The sequence below is a fragment of the Spirochaetota bacterium genome (assembly GCA_040756435.1).
Taxonomy (GTDB): Bacteria; Spirochaetota; UBA4802; order UBA4802; family UB4802; genus UBA4802.
In genome coordinates, this window is record JBFLZD010000001.1 from 122124 (window position 1) to 147647 (window position 25524).

The following is a 25524-nucleotide window of genomic DNA, read 5'->3' on the forward strand; positions in this document are numbered from 1 at the left end:
TAAAACTATGAGATTGCTTCGTCGCTAACGCTCCTCGCAATGACGGGATTGGCCGATGTGTCATTGCGAGCGTAGCGAAGCAATCTCATTGCTACAATCGGAAAGATTGCTTCGTCGCTAGCACTTCTGGCAATGACGCTATGGACAATCAGCATTATACAAATCTGCCTTTTGGGACACCCCCTTGTCTATGTTTTAAAATAATTTTTTAAGCTTCTTTGTTGCCTTCTCTTTTGCTTTCTCAGTTCCTTTTTCTACTGCTTTTTGTGTAGTTTCTTTGGCTTTTTCTTTTGCCTTTTCCTTAGCTATATCTGCTACATCACCACCAATGTCCTTGATAACATCCATAAGCGAAGGAAGTTTTGGGGAAACCAGCTTTGTCTGTGGCTTATCCATTGTCCCGGTAACAAGGAATTGTAAAAATACTTTCCCGTCCTTATTTGTGAGATAACCAAAAGCTTTTTCGGCAACCGTATTTGATTTAACATATTTTGCAACATCACCCTTGATGAGCTTGGATGCATTCTTTTCAATCCCATTGTAAATGGATTTATTGTGTTTTTCATTGAGCGTCATGTCAACCTCAGCGTTAACTGCCTTTGTGTTGAGGTTTACATCAGCTTTGAAATTACCTGCATAGTCATCGGTGCTGATTTTCCCATTGGTGATTTTTAACAAACCGCCTTTATACCAGATATCTACATAGCCATTTTTCCATTTTACATCTTTTGATAAAAAGTCAAACTTGCCGGCATAATTAGCTAACGTCTCATTGCTCTTGATTGCATCAAATATCTGTAAACCGGTCATGGTTCCGTAAGGGCTTCCCGCTTTGAGTGAAATTTCTGGATTCAATATTCGTGTTTTCAGGTCAAATGGTTTTACCGTTCCACGTGATGCTAATGCAATATCAAATGATTCAACACTACCACCACTAGTTTTTCCTATAGTTTTGATGCCTATATCCAGTTTTAACTTCACCTGATTTTTCTTTTCCAGATCTTTTGGGTCTATTTCAATGTCGTGCACTAATGCATTGAGGTTATACAATTGCAGTGTTTGCTGCAAAGACTGATCTACAAATGTTATCACACCTTTTTCAATACCAACTTTACCTATAGTAATGCTTATTGGCAGCGTATCGGCAGTTAAAGGTTTTGAAGGTTCTTCTTTCTTAACTTCTTCAACCTTCTTTTCCTCTTTAGATGGTTTCATTAAATCAGAAAAATTGAATGTCCCACTCTGATAGCGGGTAATGTTTATCTTTGGTCCTGTTAGTAAAAGTTCACGAAGCTCAAATTTACCCTGTAGCAAAGGCAAAAATTTTAATTTAAATGTAAAAGAGTCAAGCCCAACAAATAGATCGCCTTTTTCTACTGGCTTCCCTTTGAGTGCTTCTAACTGTTTGGGTGTTTTAAAGTTTGATATTGCAACACCTTTAACTTCAATGCCCGAAACAACGCTGAATATACTGACATCAATCTTTTCAATGGTTACATGGCGGTTAAGTGCCTTCTCCATCTGCTGTGCAATCATATCTTTAGTAACAACCAGCATAAGTACAATGCTTGCAATAATTACCAGTGCAAATATGCTACCAATAACTATCGCTACCCATTTAAATATTTTTTTCATAGATATCCTCCAAAAAAAATAGTTTAATACCTCAATATGAAAAGAGGTTGTATTGGATAATGATTTGTTACAGGATATTTTATAAAAATTATTATTGCAATAGTGCAAGAAAAATCAATACAATTTTTATAATTTATGGGCACCTCTAAAAAACTGCTTTCTTCTGAAATTATTCATATAATAGAATAGAAAGTGGTTTTATACAATTATATTGTGCCCAAAAGGGAACATCAAAATAACAGTTTTTAGAAGTTCCCTTATTAATAAAGATTGGTAGTGTTGTATTTTTGGTAATTCAATTGTAAGGGGAGTAAACCATGGGTGTACTACATGAATATTTTTTTATTTTTATCCCGTTAGTGTATTTTTGTGTTGGTTTTATTGTTTTGTTAGTTATCAAAAAAATAGTATTTTCTATTTTAACAAAATGGGCTGCCTCTACAATCTGGGATATTGACGATATAATAATTGATTCATTGAAAAAACCTGCTTTCTTTGTTGTTCTTGCTCTTGCCATTCTTATTGCTTCACAGTACACAACGCTATCAGAAAAATGGCAAATGCTGATAACAAAAAGTGTCAATGTCATTATTATTTTTGCCCTTACTCTTGGCATAGCTAATATAGTTGGATCGTTATTACAAAAATATGTCAAAACTGCAAATATACCGCTGGCACCTACGGGTTTAACCTATATTATCATCAAGGGTTTATTTGTACTTATAGGGATTTTAATTATCCTTAATTACTTAGGGATATCAATAGCTCCCATACTGACAACCCTTGGAGTAGGTGGTTTGGCAGTTGCTTTGGCACTTCAGGATACATTGTCTAATCTCTTTGCTGGCATTCAAATATTAATTGAGCGTTCTATACGTGTAGGTGATTTTGTTAAAATTGAAGAAGGGATAGAAGGATATGTTGAGGATATAACCTGGCGTACTACACGAATCAGAATGCTTCCAAATAACATGATTATAATACCCAATAGCAAAGTAGCTCAGAGCATGATTACAAATTTCTATCTACCTGTTCCTCATTTAGCTTTGCGTATTCCTATAAGTGTGAGCTATAGCTCTGATCCCCAGCATGTTGAACATATCATACTTGATGAAGTGAAAAAATCAGCAAGCACTATACAACAGCTTATTATGGATCCAGAGCCTGTTGTTCGTTTTATGCCCGGTTTTGGCGATAGTTCCCTGGATTTTACCCTTATAGTATATGTAAAAGAATATGCTGATCAGTTTCCTGTTCAGTCTGAATTGCGTAAGCGAATATTTAATCGCTTTAGAGAAGAAGGTATTGAAATACCATTTCCACAACGTGTTATTCATATTACTAAAGAATAAGGAAACCTCAAAAACTATTTTTTTAGATGTTCCCTTGTGGGTACATTACGTAGGATAAAACCGCTTTCTTTTTATTGCTTTCATAATGATAAAAGCGGTTTTTAGATGTGCCCATAAACATTGTTGACATTTTGATTTTGGTATACAAATGTGTTTGTTAATATGATTAAGAATAATTTGTAATCTGATTGATAGTATATAGTACGGAGATGTTCACTATACCAGTGAAAGTGTTAAGTTGACATGTAATTATAAAAATCAAGTAGCAAAAGTTATCCTGAACTTAAGATATTTGGGGCTGATTTGATTCAATATTGTAATAAAGCCATAGATTATGAATCAAATTTGGAATAACATTTATAATAATGATATTGTCAGGTAAGGGAGTCTTATGAAATCAAAAGTAGTCATTATAATCAGCATAATTGCATTAACCGTGTATGCTTTTTTTACTGGATGTAAATCAACACCTCACTACAAACTGGCACAATTTATAAGCCCTGCAACCTGTGGTGGATGCCATGATGAGATATATGAACAGTGGAAAAACTCAATGCATAACTTGGCCCAAAAGGATATCATTTATAAAGAGTATGCTTCATTTTATTTAGATGATATAAAAAAACAAAATCCTATAAACAAGGATGAACTTGAAGAGGCAGAAAGCTGTGTTAAATGTCACATACCGGTAGGCTTTATTACTGGCAAGCCAGTAACAGTGACCGAAGAGCTATCAATGGAAACCGAATTGCCTGAAATAACAAAAGAAGGCATTCAGTGTGATTACTGCCATGTAATCGTTGATGCCAAGAAAAACTATAATGCACATTTTACTTATAAGCCAGGCAATGGTGAAGCAGACCCCGGTGTAAAGTATGGACCATTTAAGGATGCAACACCTGACTGGCATCAGGCTGCATATTCAAAGTTTCACACACAGGCTGCTTTCTGTGGCACATGCCATGACGTACGTCATGTTGTGTATGGCACAAAACTGGAAACAACCTTTGAAGAGTGGAGTAAAAGCCCGTACAATACCGGTGATGAAAAAACCACTGTTCCCTGCCAGGGATGTCATATGTATCACAGGCCAGGTGTTCCAGCAACCGGATCCACTCCACGGCCCAAGAATCCTGGATTTGCTGCTTTTGGAGGCCCACAGCGTGATCACATTTTTACACACTATTTTGTGGGGGGCAACAGTGTAATTCCTGGATTATATAATGATAAAGTCAAAGGCAAAATGGCTGAAGAACGTTTAAAGAATGCAGCCACAGTGTTAATTGATACGCGTGATCTTTCATCAGGGACTATCGCCGTAACAGTGACAAATACCGGTGCAGGACATAAACTTCCTACCGGGCTTACAGATGTACGGCAGATGTGGTTAGAGATAGTTATCCTGAATCAATATGGCAGAGAGGTTTTTGCAATTGGGAAGGCTGATAAAAAGGGCTATCTCCCTGATAATACTATAATCTTTAAGACTATATTTGGTGATGGGACAGGAAAACCTGTTACCAATATTGCAAAAGCTAAGGAGATACTATTTGACAATCGTATTTTACCAAAAGAATCCATGACAAATACCATTTTACTGCCTAAAGGATTAAAAGGCACCTATACTATACAGGTAAGGTTACTGTACCGTTTAGCTGATCAGAAAACAGTGGATGAGGTGATGAAAGAAAAGGCAATAAAATTACCTGTTATTGAAATGACAACAGCTAAAAAAGACATAGTTCTGTAAGGTTTTGTGTTTACAATAAAAGCTTACAATATATCAAAGCGCTATAGCTACAGGTTGTTCAGCAATATTTCATGTACTGTATCAACAGGTGAATCTATTGCTATCGTTGGCCCAAATGGCAGTGGCAAATCAACATTGCTGAAAATTTTGGGAACTATTGTGTCACCTGATAGTGGCAGGATAGAGTATTTTTATAATCATGATTTTATCCCTGCACATACGGTTATCAACTATGCTGGCATTGTTGCTCCCTACATACAGTGTTACAATCATCTTACGTTAACAGAAAATATTATCTTTGCATTTGGCTCAGTAACCGATGAAGCTATAGAGCTTCTCCATCGTTTGGATATGTATCAGCATAAAGATACAGTTCTTCATACCTATTCTACTGGCATGCAGCAACGCTGTAAGCTTGCAATGGCTCTTTTGAAAAAACCAAAACTATTATTGCTGGATGAGCCTGGTTCAAATTTAGATGATAGTGGAAGAAAAATCCTTTTTGAATTAATAAACAAAATACAACCATGTACTGCTATTATCATTGCAACAAATGACAGCAGAGAAGCAAAACTTTGCCATAGGAGTATTGTGCTTGATAAAGGGATTGGTGCGTAATATTGTAAAAGATCTTCGTATTGAGTTCAGAAGTAAAGTAGTCATTTCGCTGATACTATCGTTCAGTGTCATTGTGACAATTTCTATTGGTTTTGCATCAGGTGGCATAATTGGCAGCCCAATGGTGCATGCTATTCTTTTGTGGGTCATTATATTTTTTTCAGGGATGAATACATCTCACCTCTTTTACAGGGAGATAGAAGAAAATACAGCTCTCTTTAACCTGATGTATTACAGCCCCGAAAGTATATTTGTATCAAAGCTTTTTGTAAACGGTATTATTATGGTGGCTGTTGCAGCAATAGTGGGATTGCTGTATCTGTTTGTTATGGATGTTGCAGTATATCATCATTGCAGTTTTGCAATCATGTTACTGGTAGGCAGTAGTGCCCTGGCAGTGTGTACAACGATAATTGCTGCAATAACTGCAATAGCACAGGCACGAGGAGGCCTTTTTACTATTTTATCTTTCCCCATAACACTACCCATTATTACCGTGGTAATAAAATCAACAACACAGTGTTTTTCTAAAGAGATTTTTTCTTCATTAAGCGCTATACTTTTTCTGCTTGCATTTTCAACGTTACTTGGCGTGGTATCGTATATGCTGTTCCCCTATATATGGAGAGAATTTTAAATGAATCCTAATTTTTCATGGAGTTGTACATGTTTTTAATCATTATTGATGCACTGTTAATGCTCGTATCTCTGTATCTCATATTCATATGGGTGCCACCTGCAGCAATCCTTGGGGAAACAAGCAGGATAGTGTATCTACACGTGCCACTTGCCTGGGTGTCGACACTGGCATTTATTGTTGCAGGTCTTACTTCAATACAATATATACGCAAAAAAACAATAGCGTATATTCATTTTGCACGTGGCTCAGTGCAGGTTGGATTTTTTTTCAGTATAGTAACCGTGATAACAGGTTCACTGTGGGCAAAGGTTATGTGGGGAAGTTACTGGAACTGGGACCCTCGTGAAACATCAATCACGTTGCTGCTACTAGTATATATTGCCTATTTTAGCTTGCATCAAATTGTGCGCACCAATCCAAAGGGTGCTATCTTAGAAAGTGTGTATCTTGTTATAGCGTTTGTAGCTTCACCATTTTTAATATTTGTTGTTCCGCGTCTGTATCCATCGCTTCATCCTGATCCCGTGATTAATACTCAAGGGACAATACTTCTAGATACTGAAATGCGGCTAGTTCTTATTATTTCGGTTGTAGCGTTTACACTTTTTTATGCCATTGTGTTAAAACTTTTACTAAAGGTATATACGTTAGAATATTTATGTACTGAGGATATATCATGAAATTATCGTTAATGGTAACTATCGCACAAAATATAACACAAATACAGAAAGATTCAACTACAGTGCTATTCTGGGTATCTGCCGTTGTGTGGGTTGGTATTGTGTGTTACTTAATACTTTTGCATAATAAGGTTAAAAGGTTGGAAAAGAGGCTCAATGAAAAAAAGTAATATTATTATAGTAAGTATCATTGTAGTATGTGGTGCTATAGCAATTTTTTCCTTTAAGGGGATAGTAACGCCGTATGTATCGTTTGATGAGGCATCAAAGGGTAATACGTATGTACAGGTACTGGGAAACCTGGTAAAGTCAGTACCGGTGCAAAATTCCGCTGACGGCTTTACATTCACCATTGAAGATGATAATGGGAAACGATTGACTGTGATTCATAAAGGATCAAAGCCGCTTAACTTTGAGCATGCAACAAGCGTTGTTGCAATTGGAAGCTATAATAAAGATAAGCAGATATTTGAAGCAGATAAAATTTTGGTAAAATGCCCTTCTAAATACACCAAGGAGAATAAATAATGAATCTTCTGTATTATCTTCCATGGCTTTCTGCTGCGCTGGTAGTGGCCTCGGTTGTGTTAGCGGTTAATTCGTTTAAGAAAGATAACTTAAAAGCAGCTAGATACAGTTACTATGGTGCAACCGCTGTAACAGGGCTTATGCTTGTTACATTAACCATTGCGTTTGTCCTCAATACATTTCAATTTTTGTATGTGTATCAACACTCTTCTGTGGATTTGCCATTCATGTATCGTATTGCAGCAGTGTGGGCAGGGCAGGAAGGCTCATTTTTACTGTGGACGTTTTTTGTTATGATAGCTGTAGTGCTTGCATTGCGATATGAAAAACAATATACACAGAGCTTTCTGACATTGGCAGGGCTGGTAACGCTGGTATTTATCATACATTGTTTGCATAATAATCCGTTTGCGTATGTGTGGGATACTTCAAAAAACGTTTTACCGGGAGCAATACCACAGGATGGCTTGGGGTTAAATCCTCTGCTTCAGGATTTCTGGATGGTGATACATCCACCGGTGCTCTTTGCCGGGTATGCACTGGCAACGGTACCGTTTGTGTATGCAATAATTGCACTATTGTATAATGATTATTCACTGTTAACTGCTGGGTACCGCTGGGTAGTTGCTACAGTGTTAACGCTTGGGGCAGGTATATTTTTAGGTGGGTACTGGGCATACAAGGTGCTGGGCTGGGGTGGCTACTGGGGATGGGATCCTGTGGAAAATGCTTCGCTTATCCCATGGCTTACAGGCCTTGCACTCATGCATGGATTAATTGTGCAAAAACGTAAGAGGGCACTTATCAGGTTTAATAGTATAATGGCGATAGTTACTTTTGTACTGGTTATCTTTGGTACATTTTTAACCCGCAGCGGTGTCCTTTCTGATTTTTCGATGCATTCATTCAGTGGTGCAGGTAATTTTACTGATCTTTTACTTTTTATTGTGACAGTTAGTATTGTTACTACAGGATTGTTGTTGTATCGCCGAAACGATGCAATTGGAAATACATTAGATAATACTCTGTTTGCAAAAGACAATATAATAGTCTATGGCATTGCAGCATTATTATTTTTTGCTCTGTTTGTGCTCATTGGTACCTGTATGCCCATCATCACCGGGTTACTGGGGCAAGCATCAACGGTGCAGGAATCATATTATGTCAGTATTGCCAGGCCAATAGGTTTTCTTGTTGTGGTGTTGTTGCTTGTAACACCTTTTGCAAAAAAGCCATCCTTAAAAACAGTAGCGATAGCAGGATCTATCGCCCTGGCTGTATCATTGCTTTTATTTGTAGGGAAGCCTTTTATTCCTGTTGCTTTTATTGTAATGTTACTTTCTTTTGGTATACTGCTTACCAATGTTAAAGGTATAGTGCCACACATACCGTTGCATCTGGCTGCACGTATAGCGCACAGTGGTGTAGCTTTGCTCATAGTAGGAATCATTACATCACAAACGCAGTCAGTTGAGTATCATGCACAGATTGCGCAGAATGAAAAAAAGACATTTTATCCAGTAGCCCTGGAGCTTGTGGGCATGGTTGAAGGTAGTAAAAGTGCAATTGCATTCAAGTATGATTATTACAACACATCAAAGACAATTCAAACACCATATTTTATTGATACTCGCACCAATCAGCTATTCAGAGAACCATATATTGACTATAACCTGCTATATGATGTTTATATTTCACCTGTTGAATATAGATTGGGTAAGGATACACTAACACAGATCATGCTTAAAAAAGGAGAGGTGCGTTCATTTAATGATGTCACACTTCGCTTTGATGGGTTTGATATTGACCGCATGGCTATGATGCAGGGTAATCCAAAAATCTATGCGTTGTGTACTGTGAAATATCAGGGTAAGGAGTACACAGTGCGCCCAGGAGTACTATTTGATGGCGACAGGCGCACAAGCCAGAATACAGTACTTCCTGGTACAACGCGAACGATTTCGTTGATGGATTTTGATATTCATGAAAAGCTCATAGTATTATATATGGATGCACCAGCACAGGCTGTGGTTCCACCTGATATGGTGATAGTTGATATTTCCTTTAAACGGCTTATATGGTTAGTATGGTTGGGTACCGTGGTAATAGCCTTTGGCACTGCATTACCACTGGTTAAACGACAATAGCATAAATAGTATTTATGGATGTAGTTTTACAGTAATGGATTGAGCATATGAAAGAGGAAAAAGAGATAATTCAAAATAAAAAGGCCCGTTTTGAATATGAGATACTTGATACTATTGAGGCGGGTATTGTATTGAAAGGTACTGAGGTAAAATCAATACGGCAGAAAAAAGTCAGTATACAGGATTCTTATGCCCGCATCAAGGATGGCGAGGCATTTTTATATGGGATGAATATATCCCCATATGAAGCAGGCAATATTTTTAACCATGACCCGTTACGTGTGCGCAAACTTTTGTTACACAAACAGGAAATAAAGCGCCTTACTGGCAAGCAGCAGGAAAAAGGATTGACGCTGGTGCCACTCAAGCTGTACTGGAAAAACGGGAAGGTAAAAGTCCTTCTGGGGCTTGCTAAAGGGAAAACCCTGTATGATAAACGCCATGATATAAAGAAGCGTGATGCTGACAGAGAACTGCAGCGCTATAAGCGCATGCGTTAATTATGAATATACTGCTACCGATTCTATCTTCTTAGCTATCTCTTTGAATCGTTCTGCTATTACCTTTGTATCTTTTCCTTTTTTAAGCTGGCGGGCAGCAATAAGCTTTAGTACTTTCATTATTGATTCGTAATCAGGCCTGTCAAAATTTCCTCCTGAAACTATAAAAAGCTCTTGCAACAATTCTTTGGCTTTGGTGTAGCTTTCTGGTTCTGAATCAAAAACATTTGATGCCACACATTGTGTTATTTCATCTTTGATTTGTTGTGCATTATAATCACGCAATAGCATATAACGTTTAAGTCCTCCGTAAAAAGTTTAATTATTCAGTTCACTTATTCCCCCTGCTTCTCAGTGTGGTATCTTAGCAAGCATAAGTGCTATAGTTACCGCCACTATGCAAAGGAAAGATTTTTCCTCTCTTTAAGTTACAGAGAGGGTTGATGGTTATGGGAAAATAATTGCATTCGTTATGAAAATATGAACTCAATAAAAGTAACGAAACTATTGAAAAAACTAGTGCTTAAGAATATCATTTAATTTTAAAATATAATAATTATTTTATTTTTCGTCAACAGATTCTGATAAAAATTTTATTCCCACTCTATGGTTGATGGTGGTTTTGATGAGATGTCATATACAACTCTATTTACACCTTTTACTTCATTGATTATGCGCGTGGAGATTCTACGCATTAAATCTTCGGGTAAGTATGCCCAGTCGGCGGTCATAGCATCAAGTGATGTAACAGCCCGTATTGCAATGACATTTTCATAGGTACGTTTGTCCCCCATTACCCCTACTGATTTTATGGGTAAAAATACGGCAAATGCCTGCCAAAGTTTTGTATAATAATCAGCTTTTTTTATCTCTTCAATCAGGATGTCATCAGCCTCCCGTAAAATAGAAAGACGCTCTTTTGTAACTTCGCCAATAATGCGGATGGCAAGGCCGGGGCCAGGGAATGGATGCCTGTTTATCAATTCTTCAGGCATGCCTAATTGCCTGCCTAATTCCCTCACCTCATCTTTAAATAACTCTTTCAGTGGCTCTATTACCTTGCCTTCTTTTATTAATTCAAGCACTTCCGGCACTCTATTGTGATGGCTCTTTATAGTATCTGAAGGTCCTTTGGTAGAAACTGATTCTATTACATCAGGATACAACGTTCCCTGTGCTAAAAAATCAAATGTTCCAATTTTTGCAGCTTCGGATTTAAAGACATTAATAAATTCTTTACCTATAATTTTTCGTTTTTGTTCAGGATCAGTTATCCCTTTTAGTTTTTGTAAAAATAATTCTTCAGCATCGACATAGATAAGGTTGAGATTCAGATGTTTTTTAAATCGCTCTATGACTTTAGTATGTTCGTCCTTGCGTAATAGTCCGTTGTTCACAAAAACACAATATAAACGGTTACCGATAGCTTTTTGTAACAGCACAGCAGTAACTGAAGAATCAACACCACCGGAAAGACCTAAGAGTACCGTGCCATTGCCTACAACCGCTCGTATGTCATTTATTGCTGAATCAATAAAGGATTGCATTGTCCATGTTGGTTTAAAATCGCAGATTTCAAAAAGAAAGTTTTGTAATATCTCTTTGCCATATTGTGTATGGTAAACTTCTGGATGGAATTGTACGCCATATATCTTTTTTTGTGGAAACTCTATTGCTGCAATTTTTGCATTACGTGAACCTGCAATAACAGTAAACTCCTGTGGAACGCTTTCAACCTTATCGCCGTGGCTCATCCATACGGTTTGTGTATCCGGCAATCCTTTAAATAATGGGGAATTGTTTACAATGGTAATATCAGCTCTGCCATATTCTTTAAAAGGTGATGGAGATATCACTCCTCCGAAAGCATCGACAACCACGTACAATCCGTAGCATATCCCCAAAACAGGTATTCCTAAAGAAAATAATTCTTTGCTTATTTTTGGGGAATCTTTTTCATATAATGATGAAGGTCCACCGGAAAGAACCAGGGCTTTGGGATGTTCTTTTTTTATTTCATCAATGGATATTGTATAGGGCACTATCTCTGCATACACATTCAGCTCCCTGATTTTACGGGCAATGAGCTGTGTATATTGTGAGCCAAAATCCAAAATGAGTACTTTGTTCTGTGAAGATACCCCAAAGCCATGTTCAATCATTTTTTAGCCTCTAATGCATTTATGTATTCGTATAGACCTTTGGAAAGTGTTTCATTTTTTTCAATAATGGTTTTTTGCATAGTGTGGCGATAGTTACGCAGCTTTTCCTGATAAGCGGGATTCCCGGTTGATAAAATAGATACAGCCAGCAATGCAGCATTGGTAGCACCAGCTTTACCGATAGCAACTGTTGCTACAGGGATTCCTGATGGCATCTGCACTATGGATAAAAGCGAATCAAGCCCACCGGACACCTGCGTTTCGATGGGGATACCTATGACAGGCAATACAGTGTGTGATGCAACAACGCCAGGAAGATGAGCTGCTCCACCAGCTGCTGCAATAATAACCTTAGCCCCAGCGTTTTCCATCTGTTTAATCCATTCGGCCACCAGATGAGGGGTTCTGTGAGCTGAATATGCCTTCACATCGTATGATATACCAAAATCATCCAGTGTCTGGAAACATCCCTTTAGTTTTGGTAGATCAGAATCGCTGCCCACGATGATTCCTACTTCTGCCATTGTTATGTTCCTTTCTTTTAATTTATTATTATGAACTATCGCATACTATAATGCTTGACTTAAAATATAATGCGTGCAGTAATAAAATCAAATTTTAAATGTGAAAATTTATGTCACTGCTCAGTATAACATTTTTTATTGTGGGTGCATCTATCGTTGGTGCATTGCTTTTAGTTATACGTGCTCACCAGTATCCTGCAAAGGTGCGTAAAGCCCAGGAATACCTTGATAGTGGAGACATTGCAAAGGCAAGTGAAATTGTCAAGCTTGTTCTTGAGCGAAAAAAAGATTATGTTCCTGCACGGTACTTACGGGCACAGATTTTAGTAAAACAAAAACAATACCTTTTAGCAATTTCTGAACTTAATGGTATTCTTGCCCTTCCTGAATTCAATAAGTATGTCAATGAACTTGATATCCATTATATGCTTGCTGATCTATACCATGAAACACAGCAATGGCAAAAGGAAGTAGAAGAGTTCAGGATAATTTTACAGTTTAATCCTGATGATATTAATGCAAACCACAGGCTTGGAATAGTGCTTTACAGGCAACATGATTATATTGGTGCCAAGGATTATTTGCTTAAAGCAGTTACCATGGATCCTGCACTTACCGACATTTATGCACCGCTAGGGATATGTCTTTTTAATTTAGCAGATTATGAACTGGCGCAAAATTTCCTCATCAAGGCAATAGAAAGCAATCCTGCCAATTATGAGCCCCATTATTATCTGGGTATCATATTTAAAATGAAGAAGGACTATGTTGCTGCTCTGGATATGTTAGCAAAAGCACGTAATGACAGGCGATATTTTGTGAAAAGCCAGTATGCTATAGGTCAGATATACTTTGATAATGATGAATACAGTAAGGCCATTGAGGAATTGGAGAAAGGATTATCCTATGTTAAGGATAGTACTGATGAAGGACTGGCTTACCGGTATTTACTTGCTGAATGTTATGAAATGGAAAATAAGATTCAGGAGGCTGTACATCACTGGGAAAAAATTGCAAGTATAAATCCAAATTACCGAAGTACTCAGCTGAAACTGGATGACTACAAGGCAATACTGGAAAATAAAAATTTGAAATTTTTATTTACTTCATCAATGTCCGAGTTACAGCCTCTTATAACAGAAATAATTGCTCAGCTTAATTACAGCATTGTGTACAAAAAAGAAGTTACGCCTAATGAGTATATGTATAAATGCTTTAGTGTGAAAAGAATAAATGAACCTCCAGCATTAATCAACTTCATACGCACAACCCGTGATATAACAGAAGGCCAAATTAATGCATTTTATCAGAGAATGTTAGAAGAGAAATGCAGAAGCGGCATCTTTATTACGACTTCAAAATTCAGTATAAATGCTAAATCTCAGGCAGCAAATAAAATGATTGAAATTATGGATGGAAGATTTTTACAGAAAACCATGGAAAAGATTAAAGGGAAAAAGGTTTAATCATGAACAGGTTTTTCTATTTGCTCATGTGTGTGCTGCTTTTAACAGTTTCGTGCTCCCGTGAAAAGGAGATTCATGAAGGGATACGGCTTTATAATGAAGGGCTTACGCAAAGTGCATTTGTAAAATTCAGGGAAGGATTGCTACAATATTCCACTATTAAGACTATTAATGCTCAGAATCTTTATTTTACACCTTTTGCTATTTTTTCTTCAGAAAATATAGTGTCTATGCTTTATCCGGAACAATATTCCTACAATTTCCCCCGTGAAGTTGTAAGTTTATGGTATGATAGGGAAGAAGATACATGTGCTGTTACAGATGGTATTGTGGTATATCTTTCAATCAATGATAAAGAATCAATTATAAACAACCCAACGCAGGAACCTATAAAAGCAGTTGCCCATGTATCACATACCTACTTACTTTGCGGTAAAGAATTATTTGTGTATAATGTAAGAGATGAGCAGATAAAAAAATTATCATCAATTGAATTTTCACCGCCCGAAGCATTTAAATATTATAATGCGTATATAGATGTTATAGATGATAAGCTGATTGTCATTGCGGGTATTGCTGGGGCATATAATCTGTGGGTAATAACAAAAAATGGGGATTTGCTTATCCCATCTGTCAGGGTAGCTTCATGGAAACATGCATTACATGATGGAACACTTTTTGTAATCAAAGGAAGTGCAGGTAACTGGGATTTTAAAAGCATTAATATAAAAACCAGACAGGAAAAAATTATCAAAAACTTTTCCAATCTTACAGATATTCATATGACTGACTATGGTGTTGTCATTAATACTGGCCAGCAGATGTATATATATCTGTACAATAATACTATGTATACATTCCCATTTGTATATTCCATAAAGGGTGAAACGCGAGATAGTATGGTTGTTGATAATGGTTCACTGGTAATTATCAGCAGTGAAAAATTTTTTTCAAAAATACAGGGGATTGCTAAAGATACAGGCTGTTGTATGGTAAAAAAATTAAATCAGGAGTGAATAATAACTATTGCATCATCGTGGACATTTTCAAACCAGTATGATCCATTTTTATGGAGATGTTTTTCCAGGATTGTCATTATAGTAGTTACATGGCCTTCACCAAAACCCATTGCATAACAATGAAATAACGCTTCCTGAGATATATCATGAATCTGAACGTTATGTATCTGGTGGATATAATGTATTTCATGGGATATTGAATGCTCCTTAAGATAAGCAATGATATGTTGTAAATGGTGCTTTGATCGTTCCTTTTTAAAATAACTTCTGATAACATCACTTAATGTATATGTTTTTTCTGTACGTACTGCTATCATCACCAGTGGTGCGATGTGCATCATTGTGACCAAAGCCTTTTCTAATGGCTTGATACCATATATTGAATGCATAGCTATACAGGCATCGGCTTTCAATGATTTTATTGTTTCAAGCGGATGAGGATAGATAGTTATGTTAACAGAAAGATTTTTTATTTTGTCATATAAAATGCTGCTCATGCCAATAGCAGGTTCAATGGCATACACCGTATATCCAGCAATAGCAAGAGGGATGCTGAAGGCACCGGTTCCTGCTCCAACATCAGCAACTGATGTTACAGTATATTGGTTGAGACATTCTATAACATGATCTAAAAGCTTACCAGGATATCCCAATTGGGAATTTCGCTTTTCATACATTACAGCAAAGCTGTAATCATCAAAAGGAGATTTTTTTTCTTGATTACTATCGCTCATAGTATTATTCTATAAGTACTTTAGCAGTATGCTTCATTAAAAGGAACCGTATATGTTTAAAAAAATTCTCTATCCAACAGATTTTTCTGAATGTGCTCATGCAGCCATGCCATATATAAAATTAATGAAGAAAGCAGGAACAAAGGAATTAATCATTCTTCATGTTATCGATATACGCCAGAGCACAATAATAGATACAACAGCATTTGGTGAAACATTTGTCTACCCCTATGATATATCGGATATTCTGAAAAAAGAAGCTGAAACCCAGATGAATACATTAATCAAGCAATTTTCGCGACTATTTAAAGTTACTCCATTAATTGTAGAAGGTATCCCTTTTAAAGAAATTATACATGTATCTCAGCAGTATAATGTATCATGCATTGTAATGGGTTCACATGGTAAAAGCAATATTGAAGAAATGTTGTTGGGTTCGGTTACTGAAAAAGTAGTAAGAAAATCACCTATACCGTGCCTGGTCATTAAAAGGGCTTAAAAATTTTCTTCCTGGTAATCATAAAAATCATCTGGAATATCTTCTAAATCATCATCAGATTCACTATCATTATGATCTAAGGTATCATCATTTGAATTGTCATCCTGCGGATGTTCGTCCTGGTTATTTTTGGTTGGGGGTTGTTCTTTATTTGTTGTACTGTCATCCGTAACAGGATGTAATGATGCATTTGAGCTGAATGCACCATGTGATAACAATGCTGCATGCAATGGCCTTATCATAACAATTAAGATTAATAAAATAATACCATATTTAAGTTTCATTCTGTACCTTTTAATGTTCATTGAATATTCATTCTTTATTCAATCAATGATTTAATACTATAAGCATATTTGTGATACAAATGCAAGAAAATTTTTAACTATCGGTATCATTTACTGCAAGCAATTCATTGGATGATAGTGCCCTGGTTACCAGCATAACAGTATAATAACTTAAAACAGCAATCAGCACTGATAACAAAAAGCTATATTCAAAGTGAATAAAGAATTTTCCAACGAAGTATGTTGTAGCTCCTGTTATCAGGGTAACTATTGCAGCAGGTACACTGGGCTTTTTTGAATACATGCCAATGATGTAAATAACAAAAACCCCGGCACTACCAAACGCAGATGCTTCTTTTACAAGTGAATAGATGCCTTCTGCATGAAGTGCTAAAATATACGATGTGATCCCTAACAAAAGAACTCCTGTTCTATCGGCTATAAGTTTTGTTTTGTCGCTTAAATTGGGATAGAAATTAAAAATAAGGTTATGATTGAGAAGGGCTGAGGATGCTAATAGAGCACTGTCAACAGTAGAAAGAATCGCTGATACCAGTGCCCCCGCAAAAATAATATAAAGGTATTTGTGAAAGTGAAATTGTGCCATCCTGGGCAGTATTTGTTCAGGATCATTTAAGCCGGGCATAATATGAAAGCCAACAAGCCCTATAAACAGGGGAATCATGCCAATTGAAATATACATAAAAGATGCTAATAATGAACTTCTTCGTGCCACTGTAGCTGATCGTGCAGCTAACATACGAGAGATTACCTCCTGAGCAACAAGGGAGCCACATATTGGCACAGCCCATGATTCAACCATTGTGAATAAACGCTGCCAGGGGTCGGATAGTGAATGAGGAACAAATGTCAATCGGGTTGTATCGATCATACTTAATGCTTGAGACAATCCACCCACATCGCCAAGCACGGAAAATAAGATGACAATAAGCCCAATGATTAAAATGGCACCTTGAACAATATCTGTTATTGCATCAGCAAGTAATCCACCCAACCCCGTATATACAATAACAACTATCGCGGATATGGTAATGGATATGGTTAATTCCAATTCAGATGATGCAGATAGAACCTGTCCAAATGCCCGTATCTGAGCCGCAGCCCAGAGCAGAGATGTAGGTATAAGTATTATTGCGGTAAGCTTTTCTACAGTACTGTCGTAGGTATTTCGGAAAAAATCGGAGATAGTTGTTAGTTTCATATTCCACAGACGGGATGCAAAAAAAAGGCCAAGTACAAAAAGAACTATCGCATATCCAAAAGGATCAGCAGTAACTCCAACAAGCCCGTCAGCGTATGCTGCACCCGAAGTACCAATGCAGGATTCGGCACCAAACCAGGTTGCAAAGACTGAAAATGTAACTAGAAGGTAACCTAATTTTCTTCCTGCGAGAATAAAATCATCATCAGAATGGATCTTACGGGAAACTATTATCCCTAAAATAAGCTGAAAAATGATATATGCTAAGATTCCAATGAGATATCCTGACACCTTCCTTCACCTGGCTATTGGTACTTGAAAAATACTATTGACATAGAATAGTTTATATTTTTTCAAGAAATATACTAAAAAAAATTAAATCAATGTACTTTTAAACAAATATTTTTACAAAAAAATGGTAAGCAATATACATCTATCATTGGTTGTTGTATGCGTGTTTATATTCATGACACAATTATTTAAAAGAATAATAATTGAAAAAATACTATCGTATAATATGTATTTACTATGGATTTTATTTTAGATATTTTGAATACATTTTTTTCAGATTACGGAACATTGTTTTTAATATTTGTAGCCCGTATTTTTGATGTATCTATAGGTACTATGCGCATAATCTTAATGGCTCGTGGATACAGGTCAATTGCGCCGATTCTGGGATTTTTTGAAGTTTTAATCTGGCTTGTGGCTATAAATTCGGCTTTGAAGCATTTTGATGGTATAATTAGTTATATAGTGTATGCTGCAGGATTTGCTACTGGAAATTATGTTGGGATGCTCCTTGAAGAAAAAATTGCCATTGGCTATCAGTCGATACGAATTATCACCAGTAAAGTTGTTTCCGCATTGCCACTGGTGCTACGGCAGGAAGGATTTGGCGTTACTCAGATTGATGGAATTGGCATGAAGGGCCCCATTACCTTATTGTTTACCGTTGTGCCAAAGAAAGAAGTAAAAAGAGTTGTGGAAATTGTCCAGATGTTAGAACCAAATGCATTCATTACCATTGAAGATGTTAAACAGCATCTCAGTGGTTTTTCTGTTCATAATGGATTTACTCAAAAATTTGCGGCTTTTATTACAAAGAAGAAATGAAGGGATAAGGCTATAAGGGAACTTCTAAAAACTAATTTTTTGAATGTTCCCTTGTGGGCACAAAATATAGGGTAAAACCGCTTTCTATTAAATGAATAATTTAGGAAGAAAGCAGTTTTTAGAGGTGCCCATAATTAAATAATTTTTATGACGGTAACTTTCCTGTTTACATCTAAATTCCCCTGGGTAATGAGATCAGAACCTAAAAATAGTACATTATCAACTCCCTGATGTGGTGTCCCGGCTTTGGCATGGATTGATCGTAGTCCTCCTAACCACCACCGTTCATCGGCTATATAAAGAATATCACCTGGTTTAGCCTGCAGATATTCCATCATCTTTGTACTTAATGAAACCCCTTCATTGGTTTCGGCTATGTAGCAATGGATTATTTTACCTTCATCAAAATCATCCGGTTCACCACCTTTGAATAAAACTTTTCCTGCATGGATGCTGTCAACTACCAGGCCAGGAATGTTAGATAATTCTTTTTCTTTTGACAGTAGTGTAATCACAATACTAACAGTGGTACATACTATTAATCCATATAGTGCCCGTAAATACTGTAGTCCCTGGGGGGCTACACCGTGGGATAATAATGTTAATACTGCTGGCCATTTTATGGAGATAAGCATTGCTATGCTGCCAAGAACCAGGGTATAGATAGCTGCTTTTGTTGTGTATCGTTTCCATAAAATGCCAAATAAGATAGTTACTATCATGGGAGGGGTTACTGCAGCAATAAATGTACCATGAGCCAGATAAATGGATTTGAATTGCATGAATAAGGGTACCAGGGCTACACCAATGACTGCAGCAGCTAAAGAAATGGTTCGGGCCCATTTGAGATAGAACATGTCATCTTTATCCGGGACAAATTTTTTAACTATATCATTGACACCAATTGCAGCTACTCCATTAATGAGTGTATCAATTGTTGACATTAGTGCTGCAATTAAAGCTGCCATGATAAATCCAAATATTCCTGGTTTTGTGATTCCAAAAGCTACATCCACAAATATATGATTGGGGTCAGTATTGTTTGACAGCAGTCCTAAATTTTGCATAGACCGACCTATCCACCCTGCATTTGCCACAGCAAATGCAGCCAATGGCATGAGTACTAGACAAACTAAAAACATTGCTTTTCTACCATCACGGGGAGAGCGGACACTTAAGAAACGCATGAGTATACCCTGGTTCATAAAATAGAATGCCATGGAACTACCAAACGCATCCTGCCAGAATATACCTACAAAATTGAAATCGGGTGGTTTGTTGAACGGTGAAAAGGGCAATTTAAATTCATAGGGCAAAGACTTCCAGAAAGTGGATACACTGCCAATTTTTTCTATTCCTAAGAAAAAAACCAGGAATCCAGCTGAAAGCAGCATCAATGCCTGTGCCAGGTCGGTCATAATTACTGACGTCTGACCTCCTGCGTGCATATATACAGCACATACAAAGGATATTAGTATGGCGGTAACCATGACATCCCAGCCAAACATGGCATTAAATGCAACTCCAATAGTGTAAAGATTAATGCCTATGTATCCCAATAAATAGATTAACAGGATAATAACGCTGATTGTCCGTGTGGTGCCGTTAAATCGCTTTTCAAAGTATTCAGGTATTGATGTTATCCGTGAATAATAAATTATAGGAAGCCATATGAATACAAAGAGTGGCAGGATGAACCAGTCATTGAGGTATGTCATTGTTGAAGAAAATCCGTACTGATATGCTACAGCTGAGTATTTAATAAAACTGTATGATCCTACCGTTGTTGCCACGCAGCTAAATCCAATAAGCCACCAGCTGAAACGCTGCCCACCAAAAAAGAAATCTTTAGTGCTTTTGACATATTTGCCAAAGAATGTACCAAATCCCAGTATAAATAAAAAATAAAATATAATAATAGCAAAATCAAGTACTGTACCCTTAATCATATTTTACACCCCGGCAAAGAGTATCATTGATGCGTGGAATATGATAAAAAACAGATAGCCAGCAATAATTTCAAAAAGTATGCGGCGCTCGGTAGGATGAGAAAGTGATATAACATCCTTCTTTATAGCTATCATTGTGGTGAAAATGAAGAATATAGTGAAAATGCTGTACTGATATATGAAAGGCAACCAGGGTGAATTCATGATCCATATTCCTCCTGAATTGTAAAGTGTAATGGCAATATGCGTACTTCCGCATTGGTAAAATGTGGCAAAGATTTAAACTTATGTGCGGCAAGACCACTGGCAATAGCATATAGAATTTGCAAAGGGTCACCATGGGATACAATAAGTATCTTCTGGTTTGTAAGGTTTTTTTCGCAATCAAGTAAAAATGATAGCATCCGTCGTGCAACTGCTTGAATGGGTTCAACATCATAGCAGGCAGCATCAAATTCTAATTTGCAATCCATATCCCATACTTTGTGGTAATTCTCGCTGTTAGTTCCCTCAAACTGGCCAAAATAGCGCTCACGCAGTCGTGAATCAGGTATGATAGGGACATTGGTACAATGCTTGGCAACAAGTATTGCAGTTTGATATGCACGTAAAAAATCCGATGTATAGATATATGTTATATTCTGCATTTCTTTAGTAGTAACTATCGCCTGTAACACCTGACGTTCCCCTTCCTGTGTTAGTCCATAATTGCTGACTCCAGTTGCAGGATCACTGATGATAATATGCTTTTCATTGGCAGTGCTCTGGGCATGGCGCATGCAAAGGTATGTATTATGTAACACAATTGATTTCATACATGTGCCAGTATAGATAAAGAAAATATAAAATCAATATTTTTTAAATATAAAGAATATCCCCTTCTTTTGCGGCAGATATTCTGACAGGGAAAGACAGAGAACGTGCATGCTTTACAGCTTTTGAAATATCACGGTCAGTATGATTGGGATCATGATGGAATGTAATTAAATGCTTTACATTAAAACGCGAAGCAACACCAGCAACAGATTCAATAGAAGAGTGCCCCCATCCTATACGTGTTGCATATTCCTGGGGTGTATACTGGCAGTCGGCAACAAGGATGTCGGCATCCTGTATTAAATTGCCTATATTTCTAAGGTTATAATCACCCAATTCTGGATCATTTAAAACTTCATTATCAGTGGCATAGACAAAAACACGATTATTATATTCCACGCGATAGCCTAATGATAATCCAGGATGAAAAAGATGTGTGTACCATATAGTAATATCATTGATGGTAAATGGATTCTTTGACAATTCTACGAAATGGATATTGGATGATAGCTCAAACAGAGTTACGGGGAAGTACTCTCGATCCATCTGGCCTAAAATAAGCTTTTCCAGTGTTGAAACGCTGTGCCCTCCATAAAAATAAATAGAAGCATTTTTATTATATGCCAGGTCAAAGAATGGAAATCCCTGTATATGATCCCAGTGAGTATGGCTTATGAAAAGGTGCACTTCAACAGGTTTGCCAAAAAATTCTTTTGATAGTGCTTTTCCAAGCATTCTGATGCCGGTACCTGCATCAAAGATGAGAATTGTATGGCCACATCTGAGCTCAACACATGAAGTATTCCCACCATATTTAACAAAATCCTTGCCCGGTGTTGGTATTGAACCTCTGACACCCCAGAATCGGATATACATGTTGGTTTTATTTTTTTTCATTAATACCTTGTGTTACTTCACGTATTGATATTGTACTCTTCGACATTTCCTGTGGCTTTCTTCAAACATAATTAGTCTACAAAGTGCACATACAATGTATCTGAAAAAGTATGGTGTACCTTTTGGTTTTGTTTTTCAATAGTAACATGGATGACAAAGGGTAGCTTGAATGTTTTAAAACTGTGGGTGTTACGAATGTCATTCAGGAATATTTTCTCTAGAAGGCTGCCGATAAGTGAAAACCCATATACAGTTGTTGTTACTTTTTCTATTCGTTCTGCTGTATATGTTGTATGTGAAGTTGGGTTTTCAAAATAGGCTGTCACGGTTGCCGATTCAATATTCTGATTGCATTGTATGCTAAAACACAGTGTATCACCCTGAAAATAGATGTAATTACATATATCTTTTAATGACCTGCAATAAGTACATGGCTTAAAGGTATAGACCAGGGAAGCATTGGCGATAGTTCCCTTCATTGATACACTGCTGCCGCACTCAGTATTAATAATTTTTAATGGTTTGTTGGTACATGCAATAAAAAGAAAAAGTACTGGCAAAATATATTTAATTTTATGCAATAACAAGCTGCCACCATCCTTTCAGCATACATTGTTCATCACGGGTGAGTGAATAGCGGTTGAAGTAATCGCTTGCCATTTGAATCAGATTGGATGCAGGCACAAGCTCTTGACCTTTTATTTCAATACGTTCAGAAAAATTAGCTTCTAATTCATTTAAAGATATCATTGAATCAATAGGTATAAAGTGTGAAGCTATGATAAAAAACAGTGGTTCAAAAATTGCTACCCCGCGATCAAGTTCTAGAGGTACGGGGGAGGGAATATTCATGCATGCTGTATAGTAATCCATAACAATAAATGGGTAAAGACTTGATGGTATTGAAAAAATATTGGGCAGTGTTTGTATAAATTCATTAGTTATATTTGATGTGTCAATATCATCAAACATTGCATACGTGTGAAAATACTGGTCTGACTCGGTGGTGATAGATTGAATAAGTTTTATTGGCGTAATTGGTGGTGAAGAATCTTTACATGTGGGTACAAGTCGTGATTTATAATAGAGCCTGTTGGTTCTGTATGAAGGATAGAAGTCATTATTGCCTGGTTCCAGTATTGTAGAGCTATCGCCACCAAATTTAAAATCCAACCTCAGTACATGATAAAAATTAATACACTTTCCTTCAAGCAGGCGTATAAAATGAAGACTATGCAGTTCATGTGCAGGCTGACGCTCTTCAAGCAGGGTATGTCCCAACAGAAATAGCGGAATAAGAGGAATGATAGTTTGTGCTATAGGCAACGCTTCGTTATATGATAATTTTGAAACCGGGATTTTAGGTATGATTATCTCCTCATTGAGCATGATAAATTCGTTTTTTAAAATATTTATATATATGTTTCCAGTTTTATTAACATTTTGTGGATCTATAAGGCGGATATAATTGTTAATCTGGTTTACTGCCATAACCACTTCTCCTTGAAAATTTATTCTAATAAATATCGCCTTTTGCCTTGACAAATATACATGATGAGGTAATTTTTAATCAAGATAATATTTAATAGAAATGGCAATATTTTATAATTGGTAGACAGGATGGATAATCTTATCAACATTGGTGTAGCACAGCTTGCAGTGGCTGAAAACCCTGCAGTGTTACGTACCATTCTGGGTAGCTGTGTTGGAATATGTATTTATGAGCGCAATAAAAAGATAGGGGGGCTTGCTCATATATTATTACCCAAAAATCCGGGCGATAGCAATCCTGAAAAATATGCAGATACAGCAATTCCTATTCTGGTACAGCAGTTAATAAAGAAAGGGTGCAAAAAGGAATTTATGTCAGCAAAAATTGCAGGTGGTGCTTCAATGTTTAAATTTAAGTCAACAACGACACTGGCAAATATTGGTGAAAACAATATTGAAGCAACACGACAGGCGCTGGCAAAATTTGGCATTCCTATAGTAGCAGAAGATATTGGTGGCAGCGCGGGTAGGGTTATTGACTTCTTCCTGGATGATGGAAGGTTGAAAGTTAAAGCCAGTGGCCAGGAAAAAATGTATTATAAGGTTTGATAGATGGATTGGAGATAATAATTATGCATGAACATATACAACAGAGGATTCAGTCCATAATTCAGAATGTTGATCAGCTACCTTCCTTGCCAGATGTGGTAAGCAGGATAATTAATATGGTCAATGACCCTGATGTGTCATTCAAGCAGGTTGCTGAAGAAATAGCAAAGGATCAGGCAATCACCGCCAATATTTTAAAGTTGTGTAATTCAGCTTATTTCAGCAAGGGCAAGGAAATATCTTCTATTGATCGTGCAATTGTGATATTAGGGCTTAAGGAAGTAAAAGATATTGTTGTTCTTGCCACAACAAAATCAGTATTAAACAGGGTTATTTTGGGCTATGACCTGGCACGAGGTGAATTGTGGAAACATGGTGTAGCGGTAGCCATGCTTGCAAAAAATATTGCAACCGAGTGTAATCAGAAAGCGGTGGCTGATATTGCCTTTACGGGTGGAATAATACATGACGTGGGGAAAACAGTTCTGGCCTTGTTTGTTCAGAGTACCTTTAAGGATATACTTGCCACTGTAACCGAAAAAAATATTACATTCCAGGAAGCAGAAAAACAAATTATGGGGTTTGACCATCAAGAGATTGGCCAGCAGGTTACCATAAAGTGGAAATTTCCTAAAGTGTTGCAATCAATTGTTCGTTATCATCATGAGCCCACAAATGCTCCGGATGAACATAAAAAAATAGTGTCCATAGTTCATATAGCTAATACTCTGTGCCTCATGGCTGGTATTGGTATTGGCAGCGATGGGTTATACCATGAATTGAGCCAGGATGCAGTTACAATGCTTGGACTGCAGGATGTACAACTGGAAAAATTCTACAGTGATATCCCAGAATTGATGAACAAAGCAAGGGATATTCTTTAGGA

The 25524-nt window shown here is 36.9% G+C and carries 28 protein-coding genes; 15 read left to right on the forward strand and 13 right to left on the reverse strand.

What is annotated here, in order from left to right:
* Nucleotides 1–195 precede the first annotated feature (195 nt).
* Nucleotides 196–1635 carry an AsmA family protein gene (locus AB1444_00610; GenBank protein ID MEW6525149.1) on the reverse strand — a complete coding sequence of 480 codons (1440 nt, stop codon included), beginning with the start codon at nucleotides 1633–1635 and terminating at the stop codon, nucleotides 196–198.
* A gap of 317 nt (nucleotides 1636–1952) precedes the next feature.
* Here AB1444_00610 and AB1444_00615 point away from each other — a divergent pair, with 317 nt between their 5' ends.
* The 9 genes from AB1444_00615 to smpB all read left to right on the forward strand — a co-directional run bounded on the left by AB1444_00615 (nucleotide 1953) and on the right by smpB (nucleotide 9850).
* A complete protein-coding gene (locus tag AB1444_00615) occupies nucleotides 1953–2987 on the forward strand; it encodes a mechanosensitive ion channel family protein (GenBank protein MEW6525150.1) in 1035 nt (344 codons plus the stop codon).
* A 391-nt stretch (nucleotides 2988–3378) separates the two neighbouring features.
* Complete coding sequence (locus AB1444_00620) at nucleotides 3379–4737, forward strand: multiheme c-type cytochrome (GenBank protein MEW6525151.1); 1359 nt, start codon at nucleotides 3379–3381, stop codon at nucleotides 4735–4737.
* Between the two features lie 6 nt (nucleotides 4738–4743).
* Nucleotides 4744–5355, forward strand: coding sequence for an ATP-binding cassette domain-containing protein (locus tag AB1444_00625; GenBank protein MEW6525152.1), 612 nt, complete (start codon nucleotides 4744–4746; stop codon nucleotides 5353–5355).
* Nucleotides 5333–5992: a heme exporter protein CcmB gene (locus AB1444_00630; protein ID MEW6525153.1), complete on the forward strand. Its 660-nt coding sequence runs from the start codon at nucleotides 5333–5335 to the stop codon at nucleotides 5990–5992. Before AB1444_00625 ends, AB1444_00630 begins: the two co-directional genes overlap by 23 nt.
* Before the next feature lie 29 nt (nucleotides 5993–6021).
* Nucleotides 6022–6675 (forward strand): cytochrome c biogenesis protein CcsA, encoded by a 654-nt coding sequence (gene ccsA, locus AB1444_00635; protein MEW6525154.1) that lies wholly within the window; start codon nucleotides 6022–6024, stop codon nucleotides 6673–6675.
* Complete coding sequence (locus tag AB1444_00640) at nucleotides 6672–6845, forward strand: CcmD family protein (protein MEW6525155.1); 174 nt, start codon at nucleotides 6672–6674, stop codon at nucleotides 6843–6845. Before ccsA (AB1444_00635) ends, AB1444_00640 begins: the two co-directional genes overlap by 4 nt.
* Entirely contained in the window at nucleotides 6832–7203 is a 372-nt protein-coding gene (locus AB1444_00645; GenBank protein ID MEW6525156.1) for a cytochrome c maturation protein CcmE, read from the forward strand. The genes AB1444_00640 and AB1444_00645 overlap by 14 nt, the downstream gene beginning before the upstream one ends.
* On the forward strand, nucleotides 7203–9350 hold the full coding sequence (gene ccsA, locus AB1444_00650) for a cytochrome c biogenesis protein CcsA (GenBank protein ID MEW6525157.1): 2148 nt from the start codon (nucleotides 7203–7205) through the stop codon (nucleotides 9348–9350). The genes AB1444_00645 and ccsA (AB1444_00650) overlap by 1 nt, the downstream gene beginning before the upstream one ends.
* A gap of 47 nt (nucleotides 9351–9397) precedes the next feature.
* Complete coding sequence (gene smpB, locus AB1444_00655; GenBank protein ID MEW6525158.1) at nucleotides 9398–9850, forward strand: SsrA-binding protein SmpB; 453 nt, start codon at nucleotides 9398–9400, stop codon at nucleotides 9848–9850.
* On the opposite strand, the gene AB1444_00660 is transcribed toward smpB, so the two are convergent.
* The 3 genes from AB1444_00660 to purE all read right to left on the reverse strand — a co-directional run bounded on the left by AB1444_00660 (nucleotide 9851) and on the right by purE (nucleotide 12536).
* Entirely contained in the window at nucleotides 9851–10141 is a 291-nt protein-coding gene (locus tag AB1444_00660; protein ID MEW6525159.1) for a hypothetical protein, read from the reverse strand.
* 302 nt (nucleotides 10142–10443) lie between these two features.
* A complete protein-coding gene (gene guaA / locus AB1444_00665; GenBank protein MEW6525160.1) occupies nucleotides 10444–12012 on the reverse strand; it encodes a glutamine-hydrolyzing GMP synthase in 1569 nt (522 codons plus the stop codon).
* Complete coding sequence (gene purE, locus AB1444_00670; protein MEW6525161.1) at nucleotides 12009–12536, reverse strand: 5-(carboxyamino)imidazole ribonucleotide mutase; 528 nt, start codon at nucleotides 12534–12536, stop codon at nucleotides 12009–12011. Before purE ends, guaA begins: the two co-directional genes overlap by 4 nt.
* A gap of 110 nt (nucleotides 12537–12646) precedes the next feature.
* Between purE and AB1444_00675 the strand changes: the two genes are divergently transcribed.
* Together AB1444_00675 and AB1444_00680 are read left to right on the forward strand one after the other, a co-directional pair.
* On the forward strand, nucleotides 12647–14002 hold the full coding sequence (locus AB1444_00675) for a restriction endonuclease (protein ID MEW6525162.1): 1356 nt from the start codon (nucleotides 12647–12649) through the stop codon (nucleotides 14000–14002).
* Nucleotides 14003–14004: 2 nt separating this feature from the next.
* Nucleotides 14005–15018: a hypothetical protein gene (locus AB1444_00680; protein ID MEW6525163.1), complete on the forward strand. Its 1014-nt coding sequence runs from the start codon at nucleotides 14005–14007 to the stop codon at nucleotides 15016–15018.
* Here AB1444_00680 and AB1444_00685 read toward each other — a convergent pair.
* A complete protein-coding gene (locus tag AB1444_00685; protein ID MEW6525164.1) occupies nucleotides 15009–15755 on the reverse strand; it encodes a hypothetical protein in 747 nt (248 codons plus the stop codon). The genes AB1444_00680 and AB1444_00685 overlap by 10 nt on opposite strands.
* Before the next feature lie 52 nt (nucleotides 15756–15807).
* Here AB1444_00685 and AB1444_00690 point away from each other — a divergent pair, with 52 nt between their 5' ends.
* Nucleotides 15808–16254 (forward strand): universal stress protein, encoded by a 447-nt coding sequence (locus tag AB1444_00690; GenBank protein ID MEW6525165.1) that lies wholly within the window; start codon nucleotides 15808–15810, stop codon nucleotides 16252–16254.
* On the opposite strand, the gene AB1444_00695 is transcribed toward AB1444_00690, so the two are convergent.
* Together AB1444_00695 and AB1444_00700 are read right to left on the reverse strand one after the other, a co-directional pair.
* On the reverse strand, nucleotides 16251–16538 hold the full coding sequence (locus tag AB1444_00695) for a hypothetical protein (GenBank protein MEW6525166.1): 288 nt from the start codon (nucleotides 16536–16538) through the stop codon (nucleotides 16251–16253). The genes AB1444_00690 and AB1444_00695 overlap by 4 nt on opposite strands.
* A gap of 94 nt (nucleotides 16539–16632) precedes the next feature.
* Nucleotides 16633–18051: a sodium:solute symporter family protein gene (locus tag AB1444_00700; protein ID MEW6525167.1), complete on the reverse strand. Its 1419-nt coding sequence runs from the start codon at nucleotides 18049–18051 to the stop codon at nucleotides 16633–16635.
* A gap of 237 nt (nucleotides 18052–18288) precedes the next feature.
* Here AB1444_00700 and AB1444_00705 point away from each other — a divergent pair, with 237 nt between their 5' ends.
* Nucleotides 18289–18876 (forward strand): DUF2179 domain-containing protein, encoded by a 588-nt coding sequence (locus AB1444_00705; protein MEW6525168.1) that lies wholly within the window; start codon nucleotides 18289–18291, stop codon nucleotides 18874–18876.
* 134 nt (nucleotides 18877–19010) lie between these two features.
* Here AB1444_00705 and AB1444_00710 read toward each other — a convergent pair whose 3' ends face one another.
* The 6 genes from AB1444_00710 to AB1444_00735 all read right to left on the reverse strand — a co-directional run bounded on the left by AB1444_00710 (nucleotide 19011) and on the right by AB1444_00735 (nucleotide 24029).
* Entirely contained in the window at nucleotides 19011–20825 is a 1815-nt protein-coding gene (locus AB1444_00710; GenBank protein ID MEW6525169.1) for a sodium/solute symporter, read from the reverse strand.
* Between the two features lie 3 nt (nucleotides 20826–20828).
* Nucleotides 20829–21029 carry a hypothetical protein gene (locus AB1444_00715; GenBank protein ID MEW6525170.1) on the reverse strand — a complete coding sequence of 67 codons (201 nt, stop codon included), beginning with the start codon at nucleotides 21027–21029 and terminating at the stop codon, nucleotides 20829–20831.
* Entirely contained in the window at nucleotides 21026–21640 is a 615-nt protein-coding gene (locus AB1444_00720; protein ID MEW6525171.1) for a histidine phosphatase family protein, read from the reverse strand. The genes AB1444_00715 and AB1444_00720 overlap by 4 nt, the downstream gene beginning before the upstream one ends.
* Before the next feature lie 43 nt (nucleotides 21641–21683).
* Nucleotides 21684–22538 (reverse strand): MBL fold metallo-hydrolase, encoded by an 855-nt coding sequence (locus AB1444_00725; protein ID MEW6525172.1) that lies wholly within the window; start codon nucleotides 22536–22538, stop codon nucleotides 21684–21686.
* A gap of 71 nt (nucleotides 22539–22609) precedes the next feature.
* On the reverse strand, nucleotides 22610–23125 hold the full coding sequence (locus AB1444_00730; GenBank protein ID MEW6525173.1) for a hypothetical protein: 516 nt from the start codon (nucleotides 23123–23125) through the stop codon (nucleotides 22610–22612).
* Entirely contained in the window at nucleotides 23112–24029 is a 918-nt protein-coding gene (locus tag AB1444_00735; protein ID MEW6525174.1) for a hypothetical protein, read from the reverse strand. The genes AB1444_00730 and AB1444_00735 overlap by 14 nt, the downstream gene beginning before the upstream one ends.
* Before the next feature lie 129 nt (nucleotides 24030–24158).
* Here AB1444_00735 and AB1444_00740 point away from each other — a divergent pair, with 129 nt between their 5' ends.
* Nucleotides 24159–24638, forward strand: coding sequence for a chemotaxis protein CheD (locus tag AB1444_00740; GenBank protein MEW6525175.1), 480 nt, complete (start codon nucleotides 24159–24161; stop codon nucleotides 24636–24638).
* 23 nt (nucleotides 24639–24661) lie between these two features.
* Complete coding sequence (locus tag AB1444_00745; protein ID MEW6525176.1) at nucleotides 24662–25522, forward strand: HDOD domain-containing protein; 861 nt, start codon at nucleotides 24662–24664, stop codon at nucleotides 25520–25522.
* Nucleotides 25523–25524: the final 2 nt, after the last annotated feature.